At 61.2% G+C, this 17755-nt stretch carries 12 protein-coding genes; 5 read left to right on the top strand and 7 right to left on the bottom strand.

What is annotated here, in order from left to right:
- Positions 1–83 precede the first annotated feature (83 nt).
- Positions 84–857: an enoyl-CoA hydratase gene (locus NJC38_RS07215; protein WP_253112619.1), complete on the top strand. Its 774-nt coding sequence runs from the start codon at positions 84–86 to the stop codon at positions 855–857.
- Here NJC38_RS07215 and NJC38_RS07210 read toward each other — a convergent pair.
- Positions 854–2704 (bottom strand): contractile injection system protein, VgrG/Pvc8 family, encoded by a 1851-nt coding sequence (locus NJC38_RS07210; protein WP_253112617.1) that lies wholly within the window; start codon positions 2702–2704, stop codon positions 854–856. The genes NJC38_RS07215 and NJC38_RS07210 overlap by 4 nt on opposite strands.
- 279 nt (positions 2705–2983) lie before the next feature.
- On the opposite strand from NJC38_RS07210, the gene NJC38_RS07205 reads away from it, so the two are divergent.
- On the top strand, positions 2984–3688 hold the full coding sequence (locus NJC38_RS07205) for a YebC/PmpR family DNA-binding transcriptional regulator (RefSeq protein WP_045490893.1): 705 nt from the start codon (positions 2984–2986) through the stop codon (positions 3686–3688).
- A gap of 1 nt (position 3689) precedes the next feature.
- On the opposite strand, the gene NJC38_RS07200 is transcribed toward NJC38_RS07205, so the two are convergent.
- From NJC38_RS07200 to xthA, 6 genes are all read right to left on the bottom strand, one after another.
- A complete protein-coding gene (locus tag NJC38_RS07200; protein ID WP_253112599.1) occupies positions 3690–4982 on the bottom strand; it encodes a leucine-rich repeat-containing protein kinase family protein in 1293 nt (430 codons plus the stop codon).
- Between the two features lie 40 nt (positions 4983–5022).
- The gene (locus tag NJC38_RS07195; protein WP_253112596.1) at positions 5023–6159 is read right to left on the bottom strand and encodes a M14-type cytosolic carboxypeptidase; all 1137 of its coding nucleotides are present in this window, start codon (positions 6157–6159) and stop codon (positions 5023–5025) included.
- A gap of 91 nt (positions 6160–6250) precedes the next feature.
- Positions 6251–6787, bottom strand: a complete 537-nt coding sequence (locus NJC38_RS07190; protein ID WP_253112593.1) for a DUF4880 domain-containing protein — start codon at positions 6785–6787, stop codon at positions 6251–6253.
- 1297 nt (positions 6788–8084) lie between these two features.
- A complete protein-coding gene (locus tag NJC38_RS07185; RefSeq protein ID WP_253112592.1) occupies positions 8085–9002 on the bottom strand; it encodes a LysR family transcriptional regulator in 918 nt (305 codons plus the stop codon).
- 85 nt (positions 9003–9087) lie between these two features.
- A complete protein-coding gene (locus tag NJC38_RS07180; protein WP_045490898.1) occupies positions 9088–10422 on the bottom strand; it encodes a substrate-binding domain-containing protein in 1335 nt (444 codons plus the stop codon).
- Positions 10423–10518: 96 nt separating this feature from the next.
- Entirely contained in the window at positions 10519–11331 is an 813-nt protein-coding gene (gene xthA / locus NJC38_RS07175; protein ID WP_253112589.1) for an exodeoxyribonuclease III, read from the bottom strand.
- Positions 11332–11516: 185 nt separating this feature from the next.
- On the opposite strand from xthA, the gene NJC38_RS07170 reads away from it, so the two are divergent.
- The 3 genes from NJC38_RS07170 (at position 11517) to NJC38_RS07160 (ending at position 17657) form a co-directional block, all read left to right on the top strand.
- The gene (locus NJC38_RS07170) at positions 11517–12179 is read left to right on the top strand and encodes a GNAT family N-acetyltransferase (protein WP_045490900.1); all 663 of its coding nucleotides are present in this window, start codon (positions 11517–11519) and stop codon (positions 12177–12179) included.
- A 67-nt stretch (positions 12180–12246) separates the two neighbouring features.
- Complete coding sequence (locus tag NJC38_RS07165; RefSeq protein ID WP_253112586.1) at positions 12247–13971, top strand: autotransporter assembly complex family protein; 1725 nt, start codon at positions 12247–12249, stop codon at positions 13969–13971.
- A complete protein-coding gene (locus NJC38_RS07160) occupies positions 13968–17657 on the top strand; it encodes a translocation/assembly module TamB domain-containing protein (protein WP_253112583.1) in 3690 nt (1229 codons plus the stop codon). Before NJC38_RS07165 ends, NJC38_RS07160 begins: the two co-directional genes overlap by 4 nt.
- Positions 17658–17755 lie beyond the last annotated feature (98 nt).

The following is a 17755-nucleotide window of genomic DNA, read 5'->3' as shown; positions in this document are numbered from 1 at the left end:
ATCAAGAGCTTATGATTGGATATGAATGTTGATTGTTCAATTTGGTGTTAACCGCCCGTTTTAAATAAAAAGGATAAAAAACAATGGCTTATAGCGAAATCCTTACCGAGGTCAGAGACAGGGTTGCGCTCATCACACTCAACCGTCCGCAGGCATTGAATGCCCTTAATGCCCAATTGATCGATGAGTTGAACCACGCGCTGGATCAGTTCGAGGCCGATTCGCAGATCGGCTGCATTGTGCTCACCGGCTCACAGAAAGCGTTTGCCGCCGGTGCAGACATCAAGGAAATGGCCGAGCTGACTTACCCGCAGATCTACCTGGACGATCTGTTCAGCGAAAGCGACCGGGTCGCCGGGCGGCGCAAGCCAATTATCGCTGCAGTGGCTGGTTTTGCCCTTGGCGGTGGTTGTGAGCTGGCATTGATGTGCGACTTTATTCTGGCCGCCGACAACGCCCGTTTTGGTCAGCCGGAAATCAATCTGGGGGTGTTGCCCGGGATGGGCGGCACGCAACGCCTGAGCCGGGCGGTAGGCAAGGCCAAGGCCATGGAAATGTGCCTGACCGGGCGTCTGATGGATGCCCATGAAGCCGAACGCGCCGGGCTGGTGTCGCGGGTGGTCGCCACAGAACGGCTGCTCGATGAGGCCCTTGAGGCCGCCGCGGCCATCGCTGCCAAATCGCTGCCGGTGGCGATGATGGTCAAGGAAAGCGTCAATCGTGCATTCGAGGTCAGCCTGGCCGAAGGCATCCGCTTTGAGCGACGGGTGTTTCATGCGGTGTTCGCCAGCCAGGACCAGAAAGAAGGCATGGCGGCATTTGTTGCCAAGCGCCCGCCGCAGTTCAGGGGGCGTTAATCTGTTTGCGGCGCGGCGGCGGCATCGAGCAACGCCTGATGCAGGGCATCATTGCTGCTCTGGCGCAGATAGTGATGCAGCGTGACACAGTGGCCGGGGTGCAGCAGGCACAGCGTCTGCGCACCCCGGGCATATTCCATGGCCAACCGGCGCCGCTGCTCGGCAGTCATGCCCAGATAGCCCTGATCGTCCGTGCGGCCCTCGAATAACACATGCTCCGGGTCAAGCAGAGACAGATTTTCCAGCCCCGGCTTGTCCATGTGGACGATATACCAGACGCAATCGCGCAGCGGCGTGCCTTGCACGACCAGGCGTAGATCCTGCAGTGGCTGTTGTTGCCTGCGTCGGGTCAATTGCAGCCTGGCTGCGCTGACCTCGATGCCCTGGTGCCCGAGCCGAATGCTGGCCAGCGCGCCGCTCAGGCTCAGCGCTTGGGTGGCGCAGATCTGCAAGTGTTGACCGCGTTGGACCGCCAGTTGTTCTGTGCCCGGCTCAATCGGGCAGCCATCAAGGCTCAAGCGCAGCGGCTCTGCAGCGATGCTGCCAGGCAACAGGGCGCAGATCGTCGGCCGGTCCGGGTCGCCGTCCAGATAGGCCACCAGAACCCGGCTGCCGGGCAGCAGCGGTTGATCGGCGGGCAAGCGACCGGGGATTAGCTGCGCCTGTACCGGAGCGCTGCCGGTTGTCTGCCAGTCGAGCCGGATCTTCAGGCTGGCCTGGCGATTGGCTGTGCTGTCGATCAGCGTTGCCGCATGCAGCCCGTTGATTCGGGGTTTTGGATGGCGCAAGGCCGGGCGAAACGGCTGGGTCCAGGGTATGACCGCAAAGTTGTTGCCGTATCCGGGATCGCTGTGCTCGCCCAGATCCAACAGCGGGGCGTTGAGCGCCCAGTCATGAGTATCGGCAGCGGCAAGGTTGCGCACGATCGTGGCAATCTCGTGGGGGTCTTGCCCTTCGAATACGCCCATCTGCCTGCCGTAGTGATGCACGCGGGTCACCAGCCAGTGGTCGTTGTAACGCTGCTCGGGGTGTCTGGCAATGCGTATGACCTGCCCGCAGCGCAGCGCCGCATCGCGGCTCTGCCCGCTGAGCTGACGAGCACCGCAGCGCAGTCGTTCCAGGTCACGGCTGCGCTGCTGTAATTGCCAGGCTTGCGGGTGGGACGGCGTGGCACCGTGGGTTGCCTGGCGCAGCGTCGGGGTGACGGGTTGTAAACCGCGAAATTCACAGAGCTGATCAAGCAGGCCGCTCCGGTCGGAGGGCAGGTGGGCCAGCAACGGCTCCAGGCGCTCGGTAAAACTCGCCGGGTCATCCGAGAACACCAGTTGCTGACCGTCGAAGTGAAAGTGAATACCTTCTTCTTCACACACCCGCTGCAGCAGATGCAGGTCGCTCTCTTGATACTGAATGCATTGATTGCGGACCGGATACACGCCGTGCAGGTGTTCGAGGCGCAGCTCTGTTGGGTCGTACCCGTTTTCACTCAGTAGACGTTCGATGAGCTGCAGGCTGCTCTGGCCGCTGAACAATCGTTGCCTTGGGGGGCTGGTCATGCGTTGCAGGCGCGGCGCCAGACTGATGCGGTAATGGCTCAGGCAGGTGCCGGCGTACAGCTGGCAGGCGTCAATGATTTCACCGTCGACAGCAGGATGCCCGGCGCGGGCGATGAAACTCGCCGGTCGGCCGTGCAGCCTGGCAAGCTCCAGGCCTGGATCGCGGCTGATCAGATCGATCGTATACCGCCACGGCTCGTTCAAGGCTTCCTGGCCGCTAAAGGCGGCAACCCTGAAGTCCATCGGCAGGCCTGGGATTTTCAGGCTGATCGGGCAGGCAGAATCATTGAGCATGCACAGATGCTCCCTCCTCAGGGGGTTAAGGCTGCGAAGGGTACGAAAAGCCGGAGCGCAAAGGCATAGTTGCCGGTTATTTCAGAAATGGCCTACAGCCCTGTAGGGCTCTGGGGTAATTGTCGGACAGCGGTTATGAAATTGTTGGAGGGGTTCCATCTATACGTCGGGCGTATAGAATGCTCGCCCTGTGTTCGGAGTATTCCGGGCGATACCTTTTTCAGCGTTCTGTCATCTTGTCGTGGCGGGACGCCAGTGAAGCGAGAGAGAGCAGCAGACATGGGCGCACAGTGGAAAGTCAAACATAAAGAAGCGGCCGCCAATGCCAGGGGCAAGATCTTCGGCAAGCTGTCCAAGGAAATCATGGTTGCCGCCCGCGGCGGTGCTGATCCTGACATGAACTCGCGCCTGCGCCTGGTGGTCGAGCAGGCCAAAAAGGCCTCGATGCCGCGTGACACGCTGGAGCGCGCGATCAAAAAAGGCGCCGGCCTGCTGGGTGAAACCGTCAGCTTCGAGCGGGTCACCTATGAAGGCTTCGCGCCGCACCGGGTGCCGGTGATCGTCGAATGCCTGACCGACAACGTCAACCGCACCGTCGCGGAAATCCGCGTGCTGTTTCGCAAGGGCCAGTTGGGCGCTTCGGGTTCGGTATCCTGGGACTTCGCTTATCAGGGCATGATCGAGGCGGTCGCCAATTCGGCGGATATCGACCCTGAAGAGGCTGCCATCGAAGCCGGTGCCCAGGATTGCGAGCCAGGCGAGGAGGGGGTGACCCTGTTCCTCACCGAGCCGACTGACCTGGACCTGGTGTGCAAGGCATTGCCCGAGCAGGGGTTTACCGTGCAGTCGGCGAAACTGGGTTATCGCCCCAAGAACACCGTCGACGGCCTGACCGATGAGCAGATGGCTGAAGTCGAGGCGTTCCTGGAAGCGCTCGACAACAACGATGACGTGCAAGACATGTACGTCGGGCTGGCGGGCTGATTCAGCCTGCGAGGGCTTGCAGGCAGTCATGGACTTCCTGCATCCCTGGCCTCAGCGCCACAGCTGGCTGTACGCAACGTGCAGCCAGTCGTACCAGCGCCGGGCAGGAGTCACTTTCCGGGCAGTGACTCAGCAGCTCTTCGAGCAAAATCCCGAATGCCCGTACCTCGATGCGCTCCAGCGCAGTGCTGACGCGAGCATGCGGATGAAAGGCGGCGGCGCCAAAGTCGCCCAGCAGGCACTGGCCGTCTGCTTGCCAGAGGATGTTATGCCCATACAGATCACCATGAGTGATGCCGATCGTGTGCAGATGGGCCACCACTGACGCGATACCGGTTGCCAGGCGCAGCACCACCGGCAGGCTCAGCGCGGTGTCTGGCGGGTAGATATCCCGGCTGCAGGAGGCCAGGCTTGGCGGGCCGGCCAGGTTGCGCAGCGCAGGGTCAATCAGGCCCATGACCAGGCCACGACGCTGATCGGGGTGGCCGTCGACCTCGCCGATGACCTCAATCAATTGCGGATGCGCCCCGGCGGCCATGCACGCGAGCATTTCATCCTGTGGCGAGCCATCGCTGGTCAGCTCGCCCTTGTACAGTTTGATCGCCACCGCTCTGCTGCCTTCAGCGCTGTGCCATAGCCCTTGCTGGATGACCCCCGAAGCCCCTTCGCCAAGCCGTTGCTGCAGTTGCAGTTGCGCCCAGGGGATGCGTTTGATTGCCGGCTGCTCAGGGCTGCGACTGAACGGGTTGCCGGAGTGCGCCAGCCAGGCCAGGGCCGGCATTTGCATCAGCCAGTCAGGCAACACCGGCAGTTGGTTGGCGGACAGGCGCAGCAATTCCAACTGCTGACAGTTCGCAAGGCTTGCTGGCAGGCTTTGCAGGCGGTTACCGGCGAGCATCAGTTTCTGCAGCATCGGGCACCGGCCAAGCTGCTCCGGCAAGGTCTCCAGACGGTTATCAGTGAGGATCAGCCAGCGCAGCTGCGGCGGCAGCGACTCGGCGGGTACGTGTTCGATGCGGTTGGCCTTGAAGCCGATCATGCTCAGCCGTTGGCAGCGCCCGAGTACGGGTGGCAGCTCGGTGAACAGGTTGTCAGAAACAAACAGCACTTCGAGTTTTGTCAGGCGGTGCAAATCATCCGGCAGGCTGCTCAAGGCGTTGCCGCTCAGGTTGAGGACTTCCAGCGAGTCGGCCAGGTCAAAGATTTCCTGCGGGAAGTGCTCCAGGCCGCAGCCCAGATCAAGGCGACGGATGCCGGCCAGTTTGCCGGCGCGCAGGTCTGCAAGAGAATGCATGGGTCGGGATTATCCAGGTTACCGGTGTGGTAGGGGAGATTCAGCGTAACGCCTGAACCATTTGCGCCAGAGCACCGAGCACGTCACGGCCCAGCGCCTTTGAGCGTTGCCCGGACCAGCCGGTGTGCGGGTTCGGGGCGTTGTCGTGATCCTTGAAGGGCATCTCCAGGGTCAGTGCCAGGCATTGGTAGCGTTCACCGACACTGTTACAGGCCAGGCTCATATTGGCCTGCCCAGGCGCGCTGCGGGGGTAGCCGTGCAGGCTCTGGAAGTCCGGGGTGATACCCTCCAGGGTGCTGCGAAACTGCGCCTCAAGCGCGGCCTGCCTGGGGCTGTAACCCGGATTGCCTTCGCAGGCGGCGGTGAAGACATAAGGGATGTCTTCGTCGCCATGGGCATCGATAAAGGCATCCACGCCATACTGTTCCATTTGTTGCTGGATGAAGAACACCTCCGGCGTGTCCTGGGCATTGCTGTCTTGCCAGGCGCGGTTAAGGTCTTTGCCGCGTGCATTGGTGCGTAGATGGCCATGAAAGGCGCCGTCCGGGTTCATGTTCGGCACCAGATACAGGTCGGCGGCGGCAAGCAAGGTCTGCAACGCGGCGTCGGCAGGCTCCTGTAAACGCTCGATGATGCCTTCGATAAACCACTCGGCCATATGCTCGCCCGGATGCTGTTGGGCGATGATCCAGATCTTGCGCTTGCCCGGCGCGCCGTCGCCTTTGCGCAGCAGGGCAATATCGCGGCCTTCGACGCTGTGCCCGGTGGCCAGCAACTGGCAGCCGGCATTGCTTAGCGCCTGTTCGATCAGGCGCGTATGGCGCTCACGGCTATAGGGTTCGAAATAGGCAAACCAGGCCTGGCGGTGACTGGCTTCGAAGCAGAAGCTCAGCGCCTGGCCGTCGAAGCTGGAGGGCACGCGAAACCAGCTCTGGTGGTCAGTGGAGGCTACCGCGTTGTAGCCGTGCCAGGCATGTCCGTAGCTTGCGCCGGCAGCATTGCCGAGCCTGAAGTGGTATTGCTGGCCGGGAATCAGGCCATCGACCTTGAAGTGGAACCACTGGTAATGCGGGCTGTTGCTGTCGGGGCGGATCGCCAGTTCGATGCGCTGGCTGTCGCTGGCATCGATGACCTCAATATTGCCGCTGTCAAAATCGGCGCTGATGTTCAGACTCACGGTGTCTCCCTGTATGCGCAAGTGCCGGGGTGTGGCAATTACTTTACAGGGATTTTGACGGGCTTTTCAGTCGTCGATCGGTCATTAGTGATCAGCTGAAGGCTTCGGCAGTCACCATCAGGCTGCCAATGAACGCCGTCAGCAGGTACCAGCCCAGGTAGCCGCGGCGTTTGCGCCGGTGCCAGCCGGAGGCGCCCAGAAGTGCAGCCGCCGGTTGCAACTGCCGCCAGAGCCGCTCGCTGGCCTGGAACGCCGCCAGATTGGCCGGATCGGCGTCGATCCAGTGACGAAACTCGATACGCTGGCTGGCAGTCGCCGCCGGGCTTTGCAAGTGGATATACCAGGCGTCGGCCTGATCGTGGATCGCCAATGGCGCGTGGGTGTCCGCCAGGTCACGATGCGCGTGGTGCATGACCCGCAACATGGCGCGTTCGACCTTGTCGGCGGCAATCCCCATGAAGCTGGCGATCTCGCTGTGCGAGAGCTGTTCAAGGCGGCTAAGCAGAAACACCTGGCGGATATGCCGCGGCAGTTTGCCCAGGCGTCGGGTCAGTTCGAGCGTTTGCGCAGTGGCCTCGGCGTCGGGCCGGATGGGCATATGCAGTAAAGATGAGAGTTGGCTACTCATGTTCTACGCTCGCTGATCTTGCGTGGAGGGCGGGGACGTCCTTGGTTCAGGGATGTCACCCGTGACATGCGTACAGATTAGTGAGGTCGAGAATCATTCTCAAGTGAAAAGTGTCAACAATTGCCAATTTTCATAGGAGTTTGAGTCAAAAACTATGACGCAGTTCAATATCGCTTTGCTATGATGCCGCCCATGAGCAACAGCAAAGACTTCATTAGCCTGAAGCAGCGATAAAAAACCAAAAAAAAGACCCGGCAAAAAGCCGGGTCAAAAACCGTGATTAGCCTGATGAGGAGATAATCCTGGAGTCGACCTAAGACTCCTGGGTTATCCGCCAGTCTCGCGACCAGCTGATGCAATAATAATCATTATCATTTGCCGGTCAACGCTTTTTTACCCCTCATTGAAATTTACAATCCATTGCCCCGCACTGATGGATTTTCTCTAGGGTATACGACTCTTCTTTCTGCCCGCTTGGTCGCACTTCGTTTCAGATCAGAATCGGGGTGGGAACGACCGGGCGGCGATCCGTTCTGGTCGTGAAGGGGCGGGTATGGGTCCTGAATCTGCTGTGCATGTGTCGCCGTCTTCACGAGCGAGCTCGTTCCCACTTTGTTTCAAGTCAGAATCGGGGCGGGGGCGGCCGGGCGGCGATCCGTGCTGGTCGTGAAAGGGGCGGTAAGGGCTGTGCATGGGCAGTGGCTGTACCGCACATAGCACGAAGGGGAGCCTGGGCTCCCCTTCAAGGTTTCTTGGTATGCTCTTTTTATTGTTCGGGTGGCCTGTTGTTGTTTTTGGTGACCGTACCCGTTACCGCTTTGGCGATCCCCATACGGGATCAAGAGCAAACGTATTTTTTTGAGCGCTGATCAGCTTTCATCAAACGATCCAACCAGTCGGGCAGCTGCCTTGGGCAGTCTTGTTGTTCTTTGACGGGTTGCGAGGACAAAGCCCCGGAAAACTATCGACTCCAAAAAAATCTGTTGGCTGCGTCTCTGTGTGTATTGTTCTTGTTATGTCAGAGCCGTACATCTTGTTTTTATTGGGTTGCTGCAGTTTTTATTCTTGTTGTACCAAGACATAAAGCAGAAGCCGTGCCAACTTTATAAAAGCCCCGTAATCCGGCGTTTCCATCCTTGCATCGTCCTGCTGAGGGCCGAGTCACGCAATTGAAATGTTTCCGTGCTACCCGAATCCTGGGGCATTCACCAACAAGGGTAACACTGTGTGACAAGGTGTCGCACGTGCTGCCCGACGCGCGTGCTGCTGTCAAGCGCAAACCCGGTTACCCAGCGCTTCAGCTGGGCTGCTCCAGGCCCATCGCCAGGCAAAGCTCGATCAGCTGTTCGCGCATCCAGCGGTTGGCCGGGTCATGGTCGGTGCTTTCATGCCAGTAAAGGTGGGTTTCCAGTAAGGCGGGTTGTTCGACCGGCAGATTGACCCAATGCAGAGCGTGCTGACGAGCGAAGTGTTCCGGCACAGTCATGATCAGGTCGGTCTGTTGCAGGGCGTGCCAGGCCATCAGGTGATTGCGCGAGCGCAGGGCGATGCGTCGTTGCCGGCCTAGCCTGGCCAGTGCCAGGTCAATGCTATGAGGTTTGTCACGCGGGTGGGCCACCAGAATCTGCGGCTGGGCAAGGTATTGCTCAAGTTCCAGAGTGTCATGCTGCGCCAGCGGATGCTGCTTGCGCATTGCGCACACGTAGCGGTCTTCAAGGAGTTTGAGGTGGTGTATCTGTGCATCGCCCGGCGCGGGCGCGTCGATTGCCAGATCAAGGTGTCCTGCCGCCAGTGCCTGGGGAATTTCGTGGTGGCGGCTGCCAAAACTTTCGATGCACAGGTCTGGCGCCAGTTGCTGCAGGCGTTGCAGCAGCCTGGGCAGCAATAAAACCTCACTGAGGTCGTTCATGCTGATGCGCAAGGTTCTGTTGCTCAGCAAAGGATCGAAACCCCGGCTTTGCTGCACCGACACCTGTAGCAGCGACAGGGCGTTACGGATCGGGCCGACAATCCGCCGGGCCATCGGGGTGGGGATCATGCCGTGCGCGGTGCGCAGGAACAATGGGTCATTGAAGGTTTCGCGCAGCCGCGCCAGCGCATTGGAAACGGCCGGCTGAGTGATACCGATATTTTGCCCGGCGCGGGTCAGGCTGGACTCGGTGTAAATGGCATCGAACACCACGAACAGATTCAGATCGACTTTATGCAGCGTCATCGTGCAGGCGCCTCTTGTCGTGGCCCACGGCCATGTTCAAATTGATCATAGCCGTGCCTGCAGCAACTGCACGCCACCCTGCTGGTCAGTGCACCCAGACCTCCACCCGGCGATTGCGGATTCGCCCTTGCGCTGTGTCGTCATCGGCGACCGGCATGTCCTCACCCTGGCCCAGCACGTCGCGCAGGATCACATCATGGCGCAGCAGCTCACGGCGCACCGCCATGGCCCGCAGGCGCGACAGCAGCAGGGCGCGTTGCGGGTCGTCCTTGGCATCGCCAAACCCCACCAGGGTGACCTGTCGATCGAGTTTGTCATGGGCGCTCAGGTAATCCACCAGGCGCTGCACGTCAAACAATGCCTTGTTATCCAGCCGGGCGCTGCCCTGTTCAAAGCGGAAATTCACTGACAACCGCTGCGCGTGGCGGCTCAATGCCTGGTATTGACTGCTCATCTGTAGGTCGGGGCGGGTCTGTATGGTCTGGATCTGCTGCGCCACGAAGCCACTGGCGGCGACAATTGCCTGTCCCTGGCGGCTTTGGGCAAACCGCACCAGAGCCTGCGCCCAGGGATTTTGCAGGTGCGGCGGCAGATACAAGTAAAGCCGCCGCGTCAGCGGATAGTCTTCCGTGGCAATCGATTCGATCGTCGGCAGCAGCGGTTGCGCGTCGCCGTCAGCAATGGCCAGCGCGCGGGCGCGGCGGACCCAAGGCAGACCGATGAAACCGATGGCGTTGGGCGTGCGACTGACTTCGTCGGCCAGTTGCTCGCTCGACTCCAGCCGTCGCGCCCCGGCTGACAGCGCTTTGGCATGCGCGGTCAACACCAGCTCACGAAACGTTTCCCAAGTCCCGGATTGCTCATCGCGGGCATACAGCACTATTCGCCCAGGCGTGCCGCCAATGGTCTGCCAGTCGCTGATTTCGCCGCTGAAAATACGCGCCAGGGTCTGGGTGTCGAGCTGGCGCAGCGGGTTGCCCGGATGCACGATCACCGCGACGCCATCAATGCCAATCACGTGCTCGGCCTGTGGGCTGCGCAGATCCCCCAGGCTGGCCAAGGCCAGCAGCTCCTGGTGCTTGATCGGTCGCGACGAAGCGGCGACATCGGTCAGGCCGCCTTGCAGTGCCTTGAAACCGGTGCTGGAACCATGCGCGGCGACCTGTGCCTGCCAGATGCTGGCGTCGATATCCTGGCCGGTGACACGTTGTTCATTGGCCACTGCACTGGCACGGGTCTGTATCTGCTGCAGGCCTTGTTCGCGCATCAGGCCTTCGATCAACCTAGGGCCTAGCTGAGCGTTGATGGTATTGGAGCCTTGCAGGCGCAAGACCGGGGCCGGACTGTCCGGCGCGGTCTGCGCCGCCACGGACAGCATTGAACCTGCCAGCAGCAGCGCAAACAGCAGCGCACGAAACATCGACATCACCTTGAAGCATGCAAGTGCCGCAAGATTAAGACACAAATATGACGGCGCGATGACGCCGCAACGCCAGACGTCGCCGGCGCCGATGGCTCAGCTCAGTTCCAGCCAGATCGGTGCATGGTCCGAGGGTTTTTCCATGCCGCGCAGGTCGTAATCGATCCCTGCCGCCTTGACCCGTGGCAGCAAGCCCTGAGTGGTCATGATCAGGTCGATGCGCAGGCCGCGCTTGGGCTCGTCCTCGAAGCCCCGGCTGCGGTAATCGAACCAGCTGAAGCGGTCACTGACCTCGGGGTTCAGGTGCCGGAAGCTGTCGACCAGGCCCCAGTTTTTCAGGCGTTCCATCCACTCGCGCTCTTCAGGTAAAAAGCTGCATTTACCGGTTTTCAGCCAGCGCTTGGCGTTGTCGGCACCGATGCCGATATCGCAATCCTGCGGAGAAATATTCACATCGCCCATCACCACCAGCGCCTGGTCATTGCTGAAGCGGCTTTCCAGCAGCGCCTGCAGGTCGCGGTAGAAGCGCTGCTTGGCCGGGAACTTGGTGGGGTGGTCGCGGCTTTCGCCCTGCGGGAAATAGCCGTTCATGATGGTCACCGGCTGGCCATTGTGGTCGGCATAGGTGCCCCAGATGAAACGCTTCTGGGCCTCTTCATCATCTGTATCGAAGCCTTTATGCAGCGCCAGCGGCATGTTCTTCGACAGCAGCGCGACGCCGTAATGGCCTTTTTGCCCGTGGTAATGCACGTGGTAACCCAGCGCCTCGATCTCGGCCTGGGGGAATTGTTCGTCAGCGACCTTGGTTTCCTGCAGGCCGATCACATCCGGCTGATACTTCTCGATCAGCGCCGCCAACTGGTGGGGACGGGCACGCAGGCCATTGATGTTGAACGAGACAATTTTCATGACATGCAGGTCCTGGCAAAAACGAAACCGCGATGCTAACCAACCTGTGAGTTCGGGGCCAGCCTTGTGAACGGCTGTTACAAGGCCTGAATTTTGTTGGAACTGTCGCAGATGGCCATGACTCTGACCCAGTGCATCCCGAGCGTTGCTGTATCTGCGCTGCCCTTTATCACGAGGTTTGTTGTATGCCTGACTCTACTGCCCCCCAGATCGATATCCGTCAACTCGACAGCGGTTACAGTCGTGAAACCCGTAATCTGCTGTTTCAGGCCTATCGCAACGATCCGAATTTCTCTTACGTATTCAATGCCCAGCGGGCGGGTTACGAGCAACGGGTCAAGGCCACGGTCAGGGAACTGGTCAAGCAGCACTTTTTGCAGGACTTGCCGGCGCTGGGGCTGTTTGTCGAGGACAGGCTGGCGGGCGTAGCGTTGATCGCGCCGCCGCAGCGCCGGCTGGGGGTGACCGAAAGCTGGGCGTGGCGGTTGCGCATGGTGCTCAGCACCGGCCTGAGCTGCACTCAGCGCTATCTGGACTACTACAACGCGGTGCTCGCTTGCCTGCCGACCCAAGCGGTGCACGTGCTGCCGCTGGTCGGTCTGGACCCCGCTTATCAGGGCCAGGTACTGGGTCAGCGACTGTCCGAACGGCTGCTGCAGGCGCTGCATGACTGGTGCGCAGTTGATGAGCATTCACGGGGTGTGGTCCTCGACACTGGAAATCCCCGCTATCTTGAATTCTATAAACAGCAGGGCTACGAGCAAATCGGTGAAGTGGCGGTAGGACCGATTCGTGAACATGTGTTCTTTCACCCAAGTCCACGGGCTTTGGCGCAACCTGCTACCTAAGGGATTGAAACTTCGACGCTTTGTCCGCTCACGGGCGTGCCACTGAGTCGTGTTAGCATCGGGACCCATGAAGCTTTCCAGATTATTCAGCAGCTTGTTCGTTGTCTCCATGAGCGCCACGGTCCATGCCCAGGCGCGTCTGGAGGTGGATATCAGTCCCGCCAACGCGGCGCTCAAGGAGAACGTTGAAGGTTATATCGGCAGCCTGGGCGATCGTGATGCCCAGGCACTGGAGCAGTTTCGCCTGGGCGCCGTGCAGCAGGCGCAGACCGCTGCGCAGGCGCTGGGCTATTACCAGGCCAGGATCGATACCGAGGTTCGCGATGGCAAACAGCCGCAGCTGATTGTCCGGATCGAGCCGGGCGAGCCGGTGCGCTTGCGCAATGTCACCGTACGGGTTGAAGGCCCGGCTGCTCAAATGGCGGCGTTCAAGGTGCCCAGAAGTGAAGCGCTGCAACCCGGCAAACCGCTCAACCATGGGCTCTATGAAGACGCCAAGAAGCTGATCCAGAATCAGGCCTCACGCTATGGGTTCTTCAGCGGCCGCTTCAGCCGCCAGCAACTGCGGGTCGACCCGCAGGGCGCCGTGGCGGATATCGAGCTGGTGTATGACAGCGGCCCGCGCTATGTGCTGGGGCCGGTCAGTTTCGGCGGCGACACGCCGCTGGACCCGGACCTGCTGCGCCGCATGGTGCCGTTCAAGGAAAACACCCCCTACGACTCACAACTGATCGCCGAACTCAACCAGGCCATGCAATCGAGTGGCTATTTTGAAGGCGTACGGGTCGATGCGGCGCCGACCGCTGCGCAAGGCCAGGTCATCCCGGTCACGGTGCAACTTGAAACCCGCAAGCCCCGGACCATGGGCCTGGGGCTGGGCTTTTCCACCGACGTCGGGCCGCGCGGCAAAGCCAACTGGACCCGCCACTGGGCCAACCCCCAGGGGCACAGTTATGGCTTCGAATCGGAATTATCGGCGCCCCGGCAGAACATCGGTCTGTACTACGATGTGCCGCTCGACCCGCCGCTGACCGATAAGCTGCGGTATGCCGGTGGTTATCAGTATGAAGAGATTGCCGGCACTGACACCCTCAGCAAGCTGCTGACCCTTGGCCCGGAGTGGCACAGCAAGTTGCCCAGTGGCTGGGAGCGGGTGGTGTCGTTGAAATGGCAGCGCGAAGAATATCGGCTTGGCGATGATTCCGGGCTCAGCACGTTGCTGATGCCCGGTGTCAGCTATTCATTCCTGCGCAGCGATAACCGGATTGACCCACACAACGGTTATCGGTTGCAGTTCGATGCCCAGGTCGCGGCCGAGGGTATGTTGTCCGATACTAACCTGCTGCGCGGCAGCGCCATGGCCAAGGGGCTGACCACCCTGGGCCAGAATCATCGCTTTCTGGGCCGGGTGCAGATCGGCGGCAACTGGACCAATGGCTATTCCTCGATTCCGCCGTCACTGCGCTTCTTTGCCGGTGGTGACCAGAGTGTCCGGGGTTATGACTACCAGACCCTGTCACCGACCAACTCCGATGGTGACCGGATCGGTGGCCGCTACATGGTCGCGGCCAGCGCCGAATACCAGTATTCGATTGCCGAAAAGTGGCGCCTTGCGGCATTCGTCGACCAGGGTAACGCCTTCAATAATCTGGACCTGCCGAGCCTGAAGACCGGGGTCGGCTTTGGTGTGCGCTGGGTGTCGCCGGTCGGTCCGTTACGCCTTGATCTGGCCCATCCGCTCGATGGCGACGGTGGCGTACGCCTGCACTTTTCCATGGGGCCGGAACTATGAATACTCGCCGCATCGGACGTGGCTTGATGATCGCCGCGCTCAGCCTGCTGGCTGTGATTATTGTTCTGCTGCTGGCTCTGTCCGGTCTGCTCGGCACTCAGGCTGGCAGCCAATGGCTGCTGCGCCAGGTGCCGGGTTTGCAGGTCGAGCAGTTCAGTGGCCGGCTGGGTGGCCATTGGCAGGCCGAAAAACTGCACTGGCAACAGGGTCAGCAGCAGGTGCTGGTCGTCAATCCCGAGCTCGACTGGTCGCCCGCTTGTCTGTGGCGCATGACGCTGTGTATCGAGCGTCTGCATAGCGGGCCGATCAGCCTGCAATTGCCGGCCAGCGAAGCCGACACGCCGAGCGGGCCGCTGCAATTGCCCGACCTGAGCCTGCCACTGGGCATCGAGGTGCAGGATATCAGGATCGCCAGCCTGCAGATCGACGGCGTGCAGCAGCTTCAAGACTTGCAAGTGGCCGCACACTGGACCGCCGCAGGGCTGCAGATCGACCGGATCCACCTGCAACGTGATGATCTGCAAGTGGACGTGTCCGGGCTGTTGCAGCCGGTCGGTGACTGGCCGCTGAACATTCAGGGCCAGGTCCAACTGCCGCCGCAAGGCGAGCAAAGCTGGACGCTGGCGCTGGATATTCAGGGCGATCTGCGCAAGACCCTGCAATTGCAAGGGCAAAGCAGTGGCTATCTGGACGCATTGCTCAACGCTGAGCTGCAGCCGTTGGCCGAGCAGTTGCCGGCACGCTTGAGCATCACCAGCGAGGCATTCAAGGCCAGTGCCGATCTGCCCGACACCTTGACCCTGGAAAAGCTGCAACTGACCGCCGAGGGCAATCTGCAGCAGGGCTATCAGGTGCACGGCAACGCCAGCCTGCCGGCGGAAAAAGGCCCGGTGGCATTGCGGCTGGAGGGCAAGGTGGATGCGGCCGGTGCGCAGATCGCCGGGCTGGAGTTGACCGCCAGCGAGCAGCAACGCGTCACCCTCAAGGGCACGCTGGGCTGGGCTGAAGGCCTTAAAGCCGATGCCAGCCTGGACTGGCTGGACTTCCCCTGGCAGCGCCTGTACCCGGCAGTGGCCGAGCCGCCGGTGGCGGTGCGTCAGTTCAAGGCCGTGGTGTCTTACACCGATGGCAAGTACCTGGGCAACTTCAGCGCCAAGGCTGATGGCCCGGCCGGTGCGTTCAGCCTGCAAAGCCCGTTCAGTGGCGATCTGCAAGCGGTCTATCTGCCACAGCTTGAACTGGAAGCGGGGCAGGGCAAGGCCAGCGGCTATCTGAATCTGGCGTTTGCCGAGGGGCTGGGGTGGGACACCGATCTGAAACTCAGCGCTCTGAACCCGGCCTTCTGGGTCGCGCAACTGCCCGGCACCCTGGGCGGTCAGTTACGCAGCAAGGGCAGCATGCAAGGCGAGACGCTCGATCTGCTGGCTGATCTGGACCTTACCGGTCGTCTGCGTGGCCAGCCGGCGGTGTTGCAGGCCAAGGCGGCGGGCGATGGTCAGCAATGGCAACTCGACAATCTGCTGGTGCGGCTGGGCGACAACCGGATCCAGGGTAAAGGCGGGCTCGATCAGCGCCTGCGCGGGCAGTTGAATCTTGACCTGCCGCGTCTGGCGCAGCTGTGGCCGGGGCTGCAAGGTCAGGCCAAGGGGCAACTGGAGGTGTCCGGTACGCTGCAAGCTCCGCAAGGTCTGGTCAAGCTCTCGGGGAGTGGCCTGGGCTTTGAGGATAATCGGCTGCAACGCCTGAGTCTGGATGGCAAGCTCGATCAGGCGCAGCGCGCGACCCTGAGCCTCAAGGGCGATGGCATCCAGAGTGGCGACACGCGACTGGGCACGCTGCAGGCTGACGCTCAAGGCACGTTAAAGAGCCAGCAACTGAACGTCGACCTGCAAGGGCCGTTGTTGAAACTGGCGCTGGCGCTGGACGGCAATCTGGATCAAGGCAACTGGCGCGGGCGGCTGGCCAGCGGTGAAGTACAAAGCGGTAGTCAGCAGTGGCGCCTGCAAGCGCCGGCGCGCCTGGAATACCTTGCCAGCGGCACGCTCAATTTTGGCGCGCATTGCTGGTTATCGGGCAACGCCAGCCTGTGTGGCGAAAATCAGCGGCTGATGCCCGATCCGCGCTTGCGCTACCAACTGAAGAATTTCCCTATCGACAGCCTGGCGCAATGGATGCCAAAGGACTTCGCCTGGCGCGGCATCCTCAATGCCGATGTGGCCCTGGACCTGCCGGCCGCAGGTCCAACGGGGCAGATCAGTGTGGATGCCGGCGGTGGGACCTTGCGTATTCGCGACCAGCAGCAATGGCTGGATTTCCCGTACCGCACCCTGCAACTGACCAGTAAGCTGACCCCCAAACGCATCGACTCACGGCTGGAGTTCGACGGTGACCGGCTCGGACGTTTGCTGCTCAATACGCGGATCGATCCGCTGGCGCGCAACAAGCCGATCAGCGGCGACTTTTCGCTGAGCGGCCTGGATGTTGCCGTGGCGCGGCCGTTTGCGCCCATGGTGCAGACCCTGGCGGGTCGCCTCAGTGGCAGCGGGCGGATTTCTGGCGGGCTGCTGGCGCCGCTGGTCAACGGCAATCTGAGCCTGGAAGGCGGCGAAGTCAGCGGGCCTGAGTTGCCCTTGCAGGTCAAGGATCTGCGTCTGAATGCGCAGATCGCCGGCGAGAACGTGCAGCTCAGCGGCGGCTGGAAAAGCGGCGATGTTGGCCAGGGTAACGTGAGTGGTCAGTTGGCCTGGGGCGACGCCCTGGCAGTGGATGTGCGGGTGCGCGGCACTCGCCTGCCGATCGTGGTCCAGCCTTATGCGGAACTTGAGGCCGCACCCGACCTGAATATCACCCTGCAAGGCGGTCAACTGAAAATCGCCGGGACCGTACAGGTGCCCAAAGGGCGGATCACGGTACGCGAGTTGCCGCCCTCAACCGTCAAGGTCTCCGGCGACACGGTTATCGTCGGCCAGCAGACCGAGCAGGGTGCACCGCCTTTGGCCATGGCCATGGATATCAATGTGTTGGTCGGGCAAGAGCAATTGGCCTTTTCCGGTTTTGGCCTGACCGCCAACCTGGCCGGTCGTGTGCACATCGGTGACAATCTCGACACCCGTGGCGAACTGAACCTCAACGAGGGCCGCTACCGCGCCTACGGCCAGCGCCTGACCATTCGTAAGGCACGGCTGTTCTTCGTCGGGCCGATCGACCAGCCGTATCTGGATATCGAAGCGATTCGCCAGGTCGATGAAGTGGTGGCCGGGATCCGCCTGAGCGGCAGTGCCGAACAACCGACCACTACGGTGTTCTCTGAGCCGGCCATGAGCCAGGAGCAGGCGCTGTCCTATCTGGTCATGGGCCGCCCGCTGAGCACCAACAGCGAAGACAATAATATGGTTGCCCAGGCTGCATTGGCTCTGGGGGTGGCGGGCAGCGCCGGAACCACCGGCAAGCTGGCCAGTAACCTTGGGATCAAGGACTTTGAGCTCGATACGGCCGGCACCGGCAATCAGACCAGTGTGGTTGCCAGCGGCAAGATCACCGACAAGCTCAGCCTGCGTTATGGCGTTGGAGTTTTCGAGCCGGCCAATACCATCGCGCTGCGTTATCTGCTGAGTAAACGGGTGTATCTGGAGGCGGCCAGTGGCCTGGCCAGCTCACTGGATATCTTCTATAAGCGGGATTTCTGAGGTGGGCAGTAGACAAGTGGCATGGATCAGTTGAGAATCATTCGCCTTTATGGGTCGACTGGACCGATCAGAGCGTGCTTTAAGGTGTCTTGTAGCCT

Source organism: Pseudomonas sp. 21LCFQ010, assembly GCF_024129905.1.
Classification (GTDB): Bacteria; Pseudomonadota; Gammaproteobacteria; order Pseudomonadales; family Pseudomonadaceae; genus Aquipseudomonas.
Note: the sequence above shows the minus strand (reverse complement) of the source record. Positions and strands in the feature narration are given on the sequence as shown.

Excerpts from the sequence above, each read along its gene's own strand:
- NJC38_RS07215 (WP_253112619.1), top strand. The coding sequence starts at position 84 with ATGGCTTATAGCGAAATCCTTACCGAGGTCAGAGACAGGGTTGCGCTC.
- NJC38_RS07210 (WP_253112617.1), bottom strand. The coding sequence starts at position 2,704 with ATGCTCAATGATTCTGCCTGCCCGATCAGCCTGAAAATCCCAGGCCTG.
- NJC38_RS07205 (WP_045490893.1), top strand. The coding sequence starts at position 2,984 with ATGGGCGCACAGTGGAAAGTCAAACATAAAGAAGCGGCCGCCAATGCC.
- NJC38_RS07200 (WP_253112599.1), bottom strand. The coding sequence starts at position 4,982 with ATGCATTCTCTTGCAGACCTGCGCGCCGGCAAACTGGCCGGCATCCGT.
- NJC38_RS07190 (WP_253112593.1), bottom strand. The coding sequence starts at position 6,787 with ATGAGTAGCCAACTCTCATCTTTACTGCATATGCCCATCCGGCCCGAC.
- NJC38_RS07185 (WP_253112592.1), bottom strand. The coding sequence starts at position 9,002 with ATGACGCTGCATAAAGTCGATCTGAATCTGTTCGTGGTGTTCGATGCC.
- NJC38_RS07180 (WP_045490898.1), bottom strand. The coding sequence starts at position 10,422 with ATGTTTCGTGCGCTGCTGTTTGCGCTGCTGCTGGCAGGTTCAATGCTG.
- xthA (WP_253112589.1), bottom strand. The coding sequence starts at position 11,331 with ATGAAAATTGTCTCGTTCAACATCAATGGCCTGCGTGCCCGTCCCCAC.
- NJC38_RS07170 (WP_045490900.1), top strand. The coding sequence starts at position 11,517 with ATGCCTGACTCTACTGCCCCCCAGATCGATATCCGTCAACTCGACAGC.
- NJC38_RS07165 (WP_253112586.1), top strand. The coding sequence starts at position 12,247 with ATGAAGCTTTCCAGATTATTCAGCAGCTTGTTCGTTGTCTCCATGAGC.
- NJC38_RS07160 (WP_253112583.1), top strand. The coding sequence starts at position 13,968 with ATGAATACTCGCCGCATCGGACGTGGCTTGATGATCGCCGCGCTCAGC.